12 protein-coding genes are annotated in these 13,429 nt (G+C 61.8%); 6 read left to right on the forward strand and 6 right to left on the reverse strand.

The window, feature by feature from the left end:
* The first annotated feature begins 290 nt into the window (after positions 1-290).
* From P0D80_RS31495 to P0D80_RS31505, 3 genes are all read left to right on the forward strand, one after another.
* Entirely contained in the window at positions 291-935 is a 645-nt protein-coding gene (locus P0D80_RS31495; RefSeq protein WP_408289759.1) for an MBL fold metallo-hydrolase, read from the forward strand.
* On the forward strand, positions 932-1,561 hold the full coding sequence (locus tag P0D80_RS31500; protein WP_408289761.1) for a 3'-5' exonuclease family protein: 630 nt from the start codon (positions 932-934) through the stop codon (positions 1,559-1,561). Before P0D80_RS31495 ends, P0D80_RS31500 begins: the two co-directional genes overlap by 4 nt.
* 90 nt (positions 1,562-1,651) lie before the next feature.
* Positions 1,652-2,110 carry an Lrp/AsnC family transcriptional regulator gene (locus P0D80_RS31505; RefSeq protein ID WP_012431468.1) on the forward strand — a complete coding sequence of 153 codons (459 nt, stop codon included), beginning with the start codon at positions 1,652-1,654 and terminating at the stop codon, positions 2,108-2,110.
* 56 nt (positions 2,111-2,166) lie between these two features.
* Here P0D80_RS31505 and P0D80_RS31510 read toward each other — a convergent pair whose 3' ends face one another.
* From P0D80_RS31510 to P0D80_RS31520, 3 genes are all read right to left on the reverse strand, one after another.
* Positions 2,167-3,420 (reverse strand): cation diffusion facilitator family transporter, encoded by a 1,254-nt coding sequence (locus tag P0D80_RS31510; RefSeq protein ID WP_408180407.1) that lies wholly within the window; start codon positions 3,418-3,420, stop codon positions 2,167-2,169.
* A gap of 320 nt (positions 3,421-3,740) precedes the next feature.
* Positions 3,741-4,043 carry an H-NS histone family protein gene (locus P0D80_RS31515; protein ID WP_132376344.1) on the reverse strand — a complete coding sequence of 101 codons (303 nt, stop codon included), beginning with the start codon at positions 4,041-4,043 and terminating at the stop codon, positions 3,741-3,743.
* 408 nt (positions 4,044-4,451) lie between these two features.
* Entirely contained in the window at positions 4,452-5,105 is a 654-nt protein-coding gene (locus P0D80_RS31520; protein ID WP_408289764.1) for a HugZ family pyridoxamine 5'-phosphate oxidase, read from the reverse strand.
* A gap of 210 nt (positions 5,106-5,315) precedes the next feature.
* Here P0D80_RS31520 and P0D80_RS31525 point away from each other — a divergent pair, with 210 nt between their 5' ends.
* Complete coding sequence (locus P0D80_RS31525; protein ID WP_408180405.1) at positions 5,316-6,527, forward strand: MFS transporter; 1,212 nt, start codon at positions 5,316-5,318, stop codon at positions 6,525-6,527.
* A 294-nt stretch (positions 6,528-6,821) separates the two neighbouring features.
* On the opposite strand, the gene P0D80_RS31530 is transcribed toward P0D80_RS31525, so the two are convergent.
* The 3 genes from P0D80_RS31530 to P0D80_RS31540 form a co-directional block, all read right to left on the reverse strand.
* Positions 6,822-7,838: a cupin-like domain-containing protein gene (locus P0D80_RS31530; protein ID WP_408289766.1), complete on the reverse strand. Its 1,017-nt coding sequence runs from the start codon at positions 7,836-7,838 to the stop codon at positions 6,822-6,824.
* A gap of 133 nt (positions 7,839-7,971) precedes the next feature.
* Positions 7,972-9,117 (reverse strand): branched-chain amino acid ABC transporter substrate-binding protein, encoded by a 1,146-nt coding sequence (locus tag P0D80_RS31535; RefSeq protein ID WP_132376348.1) that lies wholly within the window; start codon positions 9,115-9,117, stop codon positions 7,972-7,974.
* Between the two features lie 423 nt (positions 9,118-9,540).
* Entirely contained in the window at positions 9,541-10,644 is a 1,104-nt protein-coding gene (locus P0D80_RS31540) for an NAD(P)H-dependent flavin oxidoreductase (RefSeq protein ID WP_408289769.1), read from the reverse strand.
* 253 nt (positions 10,645-10,897) lie between these two features.
* On the opposite strand from P0D80_RS31540, the gene P0D80_RS31545 reads away from it, so the two are divergent.
* Together P0D80_RS31545 and P0D80_RS31550 are read left to right on the forward strand one after the other, a co-directional pair.
* Positions 10,898-11,596: a dienelactone hydrolase family protein gene (locus P0D80_RS31545; protein WP_132376350.1), complete on the forward strand. Its 699-nt coding sequence runs from the start codon at positions 10,898-10,900 to the stop codon at positions 11,594-11,596.
* A 266-nt stretch (positions 11,597-11,862) separates the two neighbouring features.
* On the forward strand, positions 11,863-13,383 hold the full coding sequence (locus P0D80_RS31550) for an amidase (RefSeq protein WP_408180401.1): 1,521 nt from the start codon (positions 11,863-11,865) through the stop codon (positions 13,381-13,383).
* Positions 13,384-13,429: the final 46 nt, after the last annotated feature.

The following is a 13,429-nucleotide window of genomic DNA, read 5'->3' on the forward strand; positions in this document are numbered from 1 at the left end:
CGATACTTGATGGCCGTCCAAAAGTGCGACAGCCCATACTTGAGTGGCAATCCGCGTGCCCATTTTTGATGGGGACGCATCGCCCTGTGGCAGCACAATTCCCTGTGCATGGAGTGCATTATACCTAAAACAGAATTTCGGGATGACAAGCGACTGAAAACCTTGATGAATTTTCACTCTTGCTGCAAAAATGAGCAGCGCAAAGCCCGCTGCGCCGGGGCTTCGGCGGCCTCGGCGAACGTGGGCGAGAGGCCGGTACAATCAACGTTTTTCCAGCGGCGCCGTCATCCATGAAAGTCACCTTGATCCCCGTCACGCCGTTCCAGCAAAACAGTTCGCTGCTCGTTTGCGAGGCAACCGGACGCGCGGCCGTCGTCGATCCGGGCGGCGACCTCGACATCATCCAGGGCGAAATCGCGCGGCAGAACGTGACGGTCGAAAAAGTTTTCCTGACGCACGGCCACATCGATCACTGCGCGGGCGCGAAGACGCTGGCCACGCACTACGGCGTGCCGATCGAAGGCCCGCATCCCGACGAACGCTTCTGGCTCGACAAACTGCCGGATCAAAGCACGCGCTTCGGCTTTCCGGCCGCCGAAGCGTTTGAACCGGATCGCTGGTTGCAGAACGGCGAGACCGTGCAGTTCGGCGACGAAACGCTGGATGTGTATCACTGCCCGGGCCATACGCCGGGCCACGTGGTGTTCGTCAGCCGCCCGCATCGGCTCGCGCTGGTGGGCGACGTGCTGTTCGCCGGCTCGATCGGGCGCACGGATTTTCCGCGTGGCAATCATGCGGATCTGGTGCGCTCGATCCGCGAAAAGCTTTGGCCGCTCGGCGACGACATCACCTTCGTTCCGGGCCACGGTCCCACTTCGACGTTCGGCGCTGAGCGCCGCACCAATCCGTACGTCGCCGACGGAGTCGAGGCATGAGCAGCGAAATCTACGTGAGCACCGATGTCGAAGCGGACGGCCCGATTCCCGGTCCGCATTCCATGCTCAGTTTCGCCTCCGCTGCTTATACCGAAGACAAGCAACTGATCGCCACCTTCTCGGCGAATCTCGAGTTGCTCGAGGGAGCCAAGGCGCATCCCGTGCAGGAAGCGTGGTGGAAGACGCAGCCCGAAGCGTGGGAAGCCTGCCGCAAGGAGTTGCAGACACCGTTGGCCGCATTGACGGCGTATGTCGACTGGGTCGAAGCCTTACCGGGCAAACCGGTGTTCGTGGCAATGCCGGCCGGCTTCGACTTCACTTATATGTTCTGGTACATGATGCGGTTTGTCGGCCGCTGTCCGTTTTCGTGGTCGGCGCTCGACATCAAGACACTGGCCTTCGCCATGACCGGGCTGCCGTACCGCAAGAACATCAAGCCGCGCTTTCCCAAGCACTGGTTCGACGAACATCCGCACACGCATGTCGCGCTGGACGACGCGATCGAACAAGGCGCGCTTTTCTGCAACATGTTGAAGGATCTGCGCGCAAGTCAGGCGATCACGCTCGCAGCGGGTAGAGATGGGGACGGCACAGGACAAAACGCCGCTGAGGAACCGGCAAATTAGGTAATCTCCCTCGTCGAACCCGTTTTACATTGCGTTTCGTTTTCGCGCCCTCTACCATGCGTTGATACGGCGACGCAAACGGAGGCGCAGTTGACACTCGATACGTTCTCTCAAAAAATCCTGCGCCTATTGCAGCTCGACGCACGCCGCTCGGTGCAAGAAATTTCCGACCAGGTCGGCCTGTCGAGCACGCCATGCTGGCGGCGCATTAAGGACATGGAACAGTCGGGGGTCATCCAGCGCTACACGGCGCTGCTGGATCGGGAAAAGCTCGGGCTGCACGTGTGCGCCCTCGCGCATATTCACCTCACGCGGCACACCGAAGGCGGCGTGGAACAGTTCGAGCGGGAAATCGCCACCTGCCCGGAAGTCACCGAGTGCTATAGCACGACCGGCGAATCCGACTACATTCTCAAGATCGTCGCCCCGGATATCAAGGCATACGACAGCTTCCTGCACGAACGCATCTTCAAGATTCCCGCCGTCGCCCAGGTTCGTACGAGCGTCGTGCTGCGCGAAATCAAGTTCGACACGCAATTGCCGCTGTGATCCGTTGATGGCTTAACGGCACCACGCCGCAGCATGCTCGAGTGGCGCCGCGGGCGTCAGGTGGCGCTGTGCGGTTCGGTCGCCTTCGCGCGCTCCTCAAGAGCCCCGCCGGCCTTTGGGTCGAGCGTCGCCGGATCGGCGTCCGCGGACAGCGCGTCCAATTCCAGTAGCAGGTCCACTTTGCGCGCGCCCAGGCGTGCCTTCAGCGCCGCCAGATCCACTCGCCCAGCGCGTTGCGTTTCGCTGTCCAGCGCGCGCGACGACAACGCGGCCGGCAGCGCCACTTCGACATCCAGTCCCGTGCTCAGGTAGTGGATATTCACCGCCGCCGCTTTTACGCCGTGAGGCGCCAAGGCGGCGTTCACTTCCGCGATGACCCGCTCGCGCGTAGGCAGATCGAAGGGCGGACGCGCAAGCGCATCGTTCTCGGGATCGACATGAATCAAAGCGTCGAGCACGCGGTTGTCCGTCAGCACGCGCAAACGCGCCGACTCGGCAATGTAATGCCCCTCCGATACCGAGATCAGCGGATCGACCAGAATATGCGCGTCGACGAGCGCGAAGTCGCCCATCTTGCGCGTGCGCATTTCGTGCACGTCGCGTACGCCGGGCGTCGAGAGCAGCAGCGCGCGCATGTCGGCGGAGGCGGCGTTGTCGAGCGCGCGGTCGGAGAGATCCTGCAGCGCGTCCCAGCCGAACATCCAGCCCATGCGCGCCACCATGAAGCCGACGATCGCCGCGGCAATCGGATCGAGCAGCCGCACGCCGGCAAGGCTGCCGACAATACCGATCGCGACCACCAGCGACGACGCCGCATCCGAGCGCGCGTGCCACGCATTGGCGATCAACATGGCGGATCGCACGCGTTGCGCTTCGCGCAGCATGTAGCGAAACAGACCCTCTTTGGAAAACAGAACTAGCACCGCGACCGCGAGCGCGCTCATATGGACGGCGGGGATGCTTTGCAAATCGGCGAGACGCGTTCCGGCCCGCCATAACATGCCGACACCTACCGCGATCAGAAGCGCGCCCAGAAATAACGACGCCACGGTTTCGTACCGGCTATGCCCGTAATTGTGATCCGCGTCGGGCTTTGCGCCACTGTGCCGATTGGCAAACAGCACGACAAAATCGGAAATCAGATCGGCGAGCGAATGGACACCGTCGGCGACCAATGCCTGCGAGTGAGCAAACACGCCGATGACGATTTGCAGCGTCATCAACACTGTATTGAGCGCAATACTGACAAAGGTACTTTTGCGCGCAACGCGATGTTTTTCGGCGGATTGGGCAGCGGCGGCGGCAGGCATCTCTGAAGCGGAATGAAAAGTTCAATCCCTACATTCTACTCGGCGCATCTCGAAACGCGCTGGAGATACCTAAAAAATTCCTTTTAAATCAGCCGCTTATCTAAACGAAAAGCATTCGCGTTCAAGTTGGATGAAGTTCACGCGATAAAAACCCACGGCATTGGACGCGGCAATAAAAAACCGCGCCCTCGACGGTACGCGGTTCTCTCTTGCAACGGCAGACGCGATAGGTGCATCTGATTGAAGCTATTCGTATTACTTAACGGCCAGAGGCATTAGTTGCTGGCAAAGGGGCCGGCAAAAGCGGCTTGCCAGAAGCATTACTTCTGGATCAGAAACTTCTCGCGATCCAGACCTGCGATCCAGCGGGGCGGCTTGCCACGGCCAGACCACGTGCTGCCGCTATCCGGGTCGCGATACTTCGGTGCGACACCTGCGCGCGGACGCGCGGCTTTAGCCCCCTTGGCGGCACGACCACCACCGAGTTCTGTCAGAGAAATGCCGTAGTCGGTCATTTTCTGCTTGATCTCATTCAACACTTCCGCGTATTCGCGCGACTTCGCTTCTTCGATCTGCTTTTCGAGCTTCTCGCGCTGAGCGAGTAGTTCCTTGTAGGAAGACATAGGTTCCCTTTGTGGTTTGGATAAATGACTGCCAGTCTTAAGCCAGCTTGCCCTTTGAAGGTGGATCATGCCTCGGAATTTGACGGCGAGATTAACACAAAATAGAAAGATTACAAAAGCGCGCGCGTTAAATTAATCCCAATTCGTTTCAAAAAATTTCCGTCCGCCACCGCGTTACACCACTCCCTTTCAAATAGCTGATTTCGCATTTTGCTGAAAAACGCAGTTGGCATGAGTAATTATGGGATTAACTATCAAAAGATGAAAATTAAGATAGTGATTTGGCACCAACATTTCACGCCATGAGAGCTTTAACATGAAACTTCGTAACATATTGCGACAGCCGTTCTGCGCTGTTATTACGCATGAGTGTTTTCCCCAAACGGCGGTAAAAAAATCTAATTCATGTTAGCGCTGCATGCAATCTTCGAGCGCCGCGTGCAAGGTTTCGGTTTCGAGTTTCGCGTCGTCAAAGACAAAACGGCTGCGCGCACCGTTCAGTTTCACATCGGCGCCATATCGATCGACACCGAGCAGTTGAAATTCGCCCTTGCTGCCGGAATGGCTAGCGAATTGCGCGATCAGCGCGTTCTCTTCATCGAAACCGAGTGGCGGCAATGGATCGAGTTCGGCCCCGGCGAGCCATCCCATCGCGCCGAAGCCACCGATATAACGCAGCCGCTCGAGCCTCATCGCCCAGAACGTGAAATCGCCAAGCACGAGGTAGCGCTCCGCGTCCGGGTGATAGCGCAGATAGCGCTGCACCACCTCGGGCGTCGAGTCGACCGGCTCGAAGGTGCCTAGCAAGGTGACACGCTGGCCGCTCAGCACGTCGCCGTCGGGAGCGTCGACGGCCAGAAAACCGGCGCGCGGGTCGGCGTGCAGGTTATGAGTGTGCTCGGCCAGCCGACTCACGAGGATCGTCGGACGATGTTGCGGGTCCGGTGCGAACGGCAGCACGGACGGATAGGGAAAACCTTCCGGCTGGCGCGCGTGAGTGGCGAGCGTGCCGACAGCGGCCGTGTGCAGCAGATGCAGCGGAGCGTGAGCGGGAATATTCAAGTGCGCGTTCCTCGATAGATGTGCGGCGAATCACAAAAAGACCGGCCAGCGGACCACAATGCCCAACACACGCCCAACGCCTGTCACGTCCGGGCCAAACAATCGCAAAAATGCGGATTCCGCCTTCCAAGCATAAGACAGCACGCTTCGTTAGAATCGGAAATTCGCTTTCAACGCGCTTTCCCCGCGTCAGCGCTCCTCGAGATTTCCGTGTCAGACCGCTCCTCCGAACTCGCCACCCTTCCCGCCGCTCACCGCGACCTGTCCGATACCGCCCGGCAGCGAGCCCGTATCGCCACGATGGCGGTGTTCTTCATCGCCGGCATGATGTACGCGTCGTGGGGGGTGCACGTACCGACGGTGCGCGACCGTTTCCACCTGAACGCGGCGCTGCTCTCCGTTGCGCTGCTGGCCGTGGCGGGCGGCTCGATCGGCGCGATGGCGGCCAATGCCTCGTGGATCGCGCGGGTCGGCACGCGCCGCGCCTGCCTCACCGGCGGGCTGGTGATGGCGGTATGCGCGGCGCTGATTCTGGTCGTGCCCACTTACTGGCTGCTGCTGGTCGTGCTGGCCACCTTCGGCGCGGGCATGGCCACGCTCGATGTCGCAATGAACGCCGAGGCCAGCGCCGTCGAGAAAGCGCTCGGCAAGCCGATCATGTCGTCGTTGCACGGCATGTTCAGCGTCGGCGGAATGTTCGGTGCGGCGGTCGGCGGCGCGCTGCTGTCGCGCGGCATGGCGCCGGCGGTGCATCTCGTGCTGGCTGCCGCGGTCAGTGCGCTCGTGCTGATCGCCGCCTGCCCTTCCGTGCTGCCGCACGTGCCGCACGCCGATCACCCCGACTCCGCCACGCCGCGCGCCAATCGCTGGCGCTCGCCGGCGTTGTGGGCGCTCGGCGCGATGGCGCTGGTCGCACTGATCGCGGAAGGCGCGATGTACGACTGGGCCACCGTCTATATGCGCGACGTCGTGCTGGCCACGCCCGCGCTCGCGAGCGCGGCCTACGCGGCATTCTCGGGCGGCATGGCGGCCGCGCGCTTTGCCGGCGACGCGGTGCGCGCCCGCTTCGGCGCGCCGCAACTGGTGATGGCAAGCGCGACGCTCGCCTGCGTCGGGATGGTCGGCGCGCTGTTGCTGCCGAATGCGGTTGTCGCGCTGATCGGCTTTACGCTGATGGGCCTCGGTCTGGCGAACATGATGCCTGTGCTGTTCGCGGCGGCGGCGAACGTCAAAGGCATTCATGCGGCGGAAGGACTCGCACATGTTGCCGGGTTGGCGTACTTCGGGCTGCTGCTCGGGCCGGTGATCATCGGCGCGGTGACGCAGGTGACCAGTTTGCCGATCGGGTTGTCGGTGGTGGCCATCTGTTCCGCGTTGATCGCGCTCGTCGGTCCGAAGGTGCTGCGGCGTTTGAAGATCTGATGATGCGAAAGCGCGCCGCTGCTGCTTCGGTGCGTGCGGCGCCAAGCGAAACGCGCTCGCTTTACGTTACGTCGACACCGCGATCACGCCGATCACCAGCACGCTCGCGCAGACGACCCAAACCGTGGGCGACACAACCGGTCTCGGCGCACCGCTGACCGTAACGGCGCGGAAAAACAAGCCTCGAAGGGGCGGTGAGCCCGGCAACCGGCTCGCTGTTTTTTATCCGCGCAATCGCCGCCAGCATCACATTCCGCCGGCGCCGCGTGAAAGCAGCGCCCTTTTATCCGCGTGTCACAGTTCGTGATACGTATCGTAGTGACGCGAGAAGTCGTTACTGCGGAGAAAATTGGTGAACGTCATCGTCACCGACGCATCCAGTCCTTCCACGTAATGCCACCAGCCAATCGGCAGAAACAGCAATTCACCGGGCGCGAGAGTGCATTCGATCAACTGCGCTTGCCGCATGGACGGGAAACTGTCGTAGTCGATCGCGCCACCGTCCACTTGCGAATAGCAATGCAGATGGTTTGCCATATATGGCGTGTCAGACAGCGGCACGAGTTTGATCTGTTTGCGGCCGATCACCTGCGCCATGAAGTTATTGGTCAGGTCGTGGTGAAACGGCGTCTTTGTTCCGGCCGGTCCCATCCAGAAGAAACCGGTGTCGGGAGACGCGGCGTTGAGATATTCGTCGATTGGCGGTACATCGGACCATAACGCCGCGAGTGCCGCGCGATTGTGCGAGGTGTTATTGGCGGTCATGTAGAAATCGTTAGTCCGCCCGCTCCGCTCGACGAGATCGACATAATCGGCAAAGCGCATCATGCGTCTGAGCCTGAGCTGATTGATTTCGTAATTCGCGTCCGTTTCGCGGCCGAACTGCACTTCCACTTCACAATCGCCGCACCGTTCGCGAAGGTAATCCCAGTTCCATCGCGAACGCGCAGGCCAGAAATCGAATGCGCCGGTGATGATCACCGGCCGGTTCTGAAAGTAGTACTGCTCGAAGAACGCGTCGCGCGATAAACGTTCGCGCCGTTCGATTACACCGCTCGCCGCGCGCATGCGATTGAGCTCGCCATACACCGACAATATCCATTCGCGCTTACGCAAACGATTGCGCAGACGTGTTGCACCGTGAAAATAAGGACTCGCGAGCGCTGCATCGATTTCTCGCGTGGCATCCGCCGCGTCGAAACCATGGCCGACCAGCGCGCCATGCAACGCGGACGATGGTGCGTCGAGCAGCAGATTCTCGGCGATCCAGCGGCGCCACGCATCGTCGAACGAACGGGTCACGGTGGTCACGGCAGTCTCTCCGAGCAATGCGGATCGGCAAAAAGAATCCGCAAAACAAAAGGCACGCGAACCTCGCGGCGCGCGTGCCTCTTTTCTCATGCAACCGAAGACAGACAACACGCTGCCTTCGGTCACGCGATTTTTACATCTTCACTACGTCGAGCAGCGTCTTCTTGCCTGCCTTGTAGTTGTACAGCGAGATCACGCCGTGCTGAAGGTCGCCCTTCGAGTCGAACGTGGTTTCACCGATCACACCCTTGTAATCCGTGCTCGGCATCGCTGCCAGGATCTTCGCCGGATCGGTCGAGTTAGAACGCTTCATAGCGTCGACGATGATGTACACAGCGTCATACGTGAACGGAGCGTAGATCTGGATCGGCTGACCGAAACGCTTCTGATACTTGGCGAGGAACGCCGAGCCGCCAGCCATCTTTTCGAGCGCCATACCGGCTTCCGAACAGACGATGTTGTCGGTTGCGTCGCCAGCCAGGTCCGACAGCTTGTCGGTACACACGCCGTCGCCTGCCAGCACCTTCGCGCGCAAGCCGAGCTGCTTGGCTTGCTTGGCGAACGGGCCGCCGGTGGCGTCCATGCCGCCGTACATGATCGCGTCCGGGTTTTCGCCCTTGATCTTCGTCAGAATCGCGCGGAAGTCGACAGCCTTGTCGTTCGTCGCGTCGTGCGACATCACGTTCAGGCCCAGCGACTTGGCGGTCTTTTCGAATTCGTTTGCGAGACCCTGGCCGTAAGCGGTCGAGTCGTCGACGATCGCGACGCTCTTCACTTTCAGACCCTTCGCTGCGTAGTTAGCCAGTGCCGGACCTTGTTGCGCGTCGGTCGCGACGACGCGGTACGTCGTCTTGAAACCTTGTTGCGTGTAGGCCGGGTTCGTTGCCGACGGCGAGATCTGCACGATGCCAGCATCGCTATAGATCTTCGAAGCCGGGATCGACGTGCCCGAATTCAAGTGGCCAACCACCGCGACGACCTTATCGTCGACCAGTTTCTGTGCGACTTGAGTTGCCGTACGCGGGTCGGCTGCGTCGTCTTGCGGATCGAGTTGCAGCGTGATTTTCTGGCCACCGATCGTCAGGCCCTTGGCGTTGATTTCTTCAACTGCCAGGCGCGCGCCGTTTTCGTTGTCTTTACCCAGGTGAGCGATACCGCCGGTCAGCGGTGCAACGTGACCGATCTTGACGACCGTGTCGGCTGCAGCCGAAGTTGCCAACGTCGCGAACAGCATCGCCGCAGCGCTGATCGGCAACAGCTTTTGAATCTTGATGTTCATGTAAGTCTCCAGTTTCGGTCCCAAAAACAACGTAATCGCCCTGTGCCCCCGCTTCCCCAACACGTGTCGCTCAGTCCCGTGGACGACCACGCCGGTTGCATCGTTCATGCACTTGGCCAGCACGCTCGCCGGACTGTTTGTGGCAGGCGGCAAACCGTACTTGCGCGCAAGTGTAGGCCATCAAATTAATTTGTGGGGCTTTTTTGAGGAAGTGGGATGAACACTAATAGCGTTTATCCAACAGGCGCTGATTCCGGCTGGAAAGAGAGACTGGAAAGCACCAGCCCATGCGGGTTTCCGCTATGTGAGGCTTTCGTCTAACAGCACGGCCTAAAGCTTTTAGCGTGTTAAACCGTTAATCATCCGAATAGGCTTCGTGCTTGAAAAGGAGGCACGTCCGGACCCCGTCCGGATCGTGCTGAATCAGCGTTTGAACGCGGCGATGCGCGCCGTCGCCTCGCGCCATTCGTGTTCGAGTTGGCCCATCAGTTCGGCGGCGCCGAGACCTTCGCGGCGGGCGCGGCCCATAGGCGCGCCCTGGCCTGACCAGAGCGAGAGATAGTCGCCGTTTTCCGCACGGCTCGCGGTTTGCCGCAGCTCCTGCGTCAACGCGTTTTGCACTGGATACGGCGCGATCTTCTGCGCCGCTTCGCTCAACCGCTGCATCAGCGGATTGCGTATGCCGCGCGCATGGCGGCCGGTAATCGCGCGCGTGACCGAAGTCGACGTGTCGGACGTGGAGCGCACTCGGGTTTTCCATGCCTGCGGGATCGCGCTCTCGTGACAGGTGAGAAACGCGGTGCCCATCACCGCGGCTTGCGCGCCGAGCGCGAGCGCGGCGACGATGCCGCGTCCGTCCATGATGCCGCCGGCGGCGAGCACCGGCAGCCCGGTTGCGTCGACGAGCTGCGGCACGAGCGCCATCGTGCCGACCTGCGCGTCTTCGAATGCACCGATGAATGTGCCGCGATGCGCGCCGGCCTCCGCGCCTTGCGCGGCAATCGCATCGGCGCCCGCGTCGCGCCAGGCCACACCTTCGGCGGCATGCGTCGCCGTGCCTATTACATATAGACCGTTGGCGTGCAGCCGGGCGACGTCGCCGGCTGGCAGCAATCCGAATGTGAAGCTCGCCAGCGGCACGCGCAATTCGATCAACATGTCCAGTTGCGCGCGGAAGTCCGGCGCGTAGCGTGCGAGCGGTGCGCCCGGCGGCAAACCGAGGTCGTGGCGCAACGGATCGATGGTTTCGAGCGCGCTACGCACCGTCGCATCGTCCGGCGTGGCCGGCTCGAGCACGAACAGATTCACGCCGAACGGACGATCCGTCAGCGCGCGAATCGCCGCGACTTCGCTTGCGATCTTCTCGGGCGAGAGCGCCGCGCCCGCCAGAAAACCGAGACCGCCCGCGTTCGATACCGCGGCGACCATCGCCGGCGTCGTTGCGCCGCCCGCCATCGGCGCCTGCACGACCGGCACGCGCAACCCGAAACGCTCCGCAAACGGCGTCACAAAACTGCCTTCACTCATGATGATTTCCTTTCCCGTCAATGCGCTCGCGACATTAGCGAGCCGATACGCTTCAATGTACCGAGGCGGCCCGCACGGGAAAAATGAATTATCGAGAACGTTTCAATCGCCTTACGAGATTTCCGCTTCGCGGGGCCACGCTGCAGGGCGTTTCTTTTGATGGCAAACTGACCGCCCCGCTTCAGGTATTGAAGCCTCTGGTATTCATTCAGACCGACCTCGCGCAGCCGCGCGCGAGTCAATGGAGAGCAACATGAGCACCACTTCCCGATGGATCGACATTCCCGCCGGTAACGACAGTTTCGGCGGCTACCTGGCGTTGCCCAAAGGCGGCAAGGGACCGGCGGTCATCATCATTCAGGAAATCTTCGGCGTGAACAGCCATATCCGTTCGGTCGCGGATCAGTACGCGCAAGACGGCTACGTCGCGCTCGCACCGGACGTGTTCTGGCGCGTGCAACCGCGCGTGGAATTGACGTACGACGGCGCCGATCGCGAGAAGGGCATCGAACTGATGCAGAAACTCAAGGTCGATGAAGCCGTGGCCGATATCGGCGCAGCCGCAGCCGCACTGCGCGCCATGCCGGAAGTGACCGGCAAGGTGGCGGCAATCGGCTTTTGCTTCGGCGGCCGGCTCGCGTATCTGGCCGCGGCGCAAGGCACGCTCGACGGCGCGGTCGCCTACTACGGCGGCGGCATCCAGAACCAGCTCGACGAAGCCGCAAAGGTCAAAGTGCCGATGCAATTTCACTACGGCGAACTCGACGCGCATATCCCGCTGTCGGCCGTCGGTCAGATTCAGGAACGCTTCGCTGGGCGCACCGACGCCGAATTCCACATCTATCCGAATGCCGATCACGGTTTCAACTGTTCGGACCGCGCGTCGTACAACCAGCGCGCCGCCGCGTTGGCACATGGCCGCACGCTGACCTTCCTCGGCGAACGTCTGTAACGCGCGGTTTTAGTTGGCGCGCTGATTGCTGCCGCTGTTCGCGACGCTTATCAGCGCGCGTCAATTGCGCTTTTTTGTTGGCGCTTTTCATGTGCGTCAGTAACTCGCGCGCATAACTCAGTTACTCTCTCAAAGACGGCGTGTCTGTGGCACGCCGTCTTTTCCATGTGCGGCAATCAATCCGGGCGACGAAACCTCGCGGCGCGGTTCAGCGCGCGCATGGACCGCCGGCCGGTTCAACACTCGATAGCGAGGGCTCATCCGTCGTGCATTCAGACTATCTCGCTCATGACGCCACCGGCCTCGCCGAATTGATACGCAAGCGCGAAGCAAGTGCGCGCGAGTTGCTCGACATTGCGATTTCACGCACCGAAGCCGTCAATCCCGCGATCAATGCGATTGTCCTGAAGGACTACGACGCAGCCCGTCAACGCGCTTCACGCGACGACGCGAGCCGTGCGAACGGCGCAAACAACGCCGATGGCGTCAGCGCGCAAACAGCGCTGGCCGGCGTGCCCTATCTGATCAAGGACCTCGGCGCGCCGGTCGCCGGACTGCGCATGGCCATGGGCAGCCGCCACTACCGCCACTTCATTCCCACCGAAGACGCCCCGGTGGTCGCGCTGGCGAAAGCGGCCCGCCTCAACATCTTCGCCAAGACCAGCACGTCCGAACTCGGCCAGATGCCTTATACGGAGCCCGAACTGTTCGGCGCGTGCCGCAATCCGTGGAATCTCGACCATACGCCGGGGGGTTCGAGCGGCGGCGCGGCGGCGGCGGTTGCCGCCGGCATCGTGCCGCTCGCGCATGCATCGGACGGCGGCGGCTCGATCCGCATTCCGGCGTCATGCTGTGGACTCTTCGGCCTCAAACCTTCACGCGGACGTGTGCCGCGTGCGACCGCGGAGGCTGAGGCCGGTGAACTCGGCGTCGATCATGCGGTGTCGCGCAGTGTGCGCGACAGTGCGCTGCTGCTCGATCTGCTTGGCGGCAATGCCGACCGGCCGCTCGGCGCGCCGGGCACGTTTCTGAGCGCGAGCCGCGAGCCGTGCAAACCGCTGAATATCGCGTACGTCACCGAGCCGATGCTCGCACCGTCGCTTTCCGCCGACGCGCGCGCCGCGCTCGAAGACGCCGCGCAACTCGCCAGCTCGCTCGGCCACAACATCGAACCGGTGTCGCTCGGCATAGACTTCGCGGCGGTTCGCCACGCATTCCTCACGCTCTGGTCCGTGACGGCGGAAGATCTGGTGCTGAATGCCGAGCGCATCAGCGGCCGCAAACCGCTGCGCGCCGAATTCGAAATTTCGACGTGGGCGATGGCGCATGTGGGCCGCAAACTCGGCGAGCGCGGCCTGCCCGCCGCGCTCGAAGAACAACGCCGCATCACCGGGCTGCTCACCGATCTGCTGAATCGCTACGACGTGATTCTGTGCGCCACGCTCGCCGCGCCGCCGATCAAGATCGGCGAGATGCAGCCCACGTCGGCGGAACGCATGCAGATGCGCGCCGTCACCACCATGCCTCTCGAAGCGCTGATGAAGAAGGTGCTGATGGAAGCGTCGAACAAGGCGTTCACGTGGGCCGGTTGCACGGAACTGTTCAACCTGAGCGGCCAGCCGGCGATGTCGGTGCCGCTCTACTGGAATGCGCGCGGGCTGCCGATCGGCGTGCAATTTGCCGCGCGCGACGGCGGCGAGGCGACGCTTCTGCGTCTGGCCGCGCAGCTCGAAACGGCACGGCCGTGGTTCGACAAGCGGCCGCCTTTGATACAGGCACGCAACTAGACGAGCGGTTTAGGAGAGGGTGTCGCAGCGAAGTAGCGGAAATGGT

It is taken from the genome of Paraburkholderia sp. RL17-373-BIF-A (assembly GCF_046030175.1).
Lineage (GTDB): Bacteria > Pseudomonadota > Gammaproteobacteria > Burkholderiales > Burkholderiaceae > Paraburkholderia.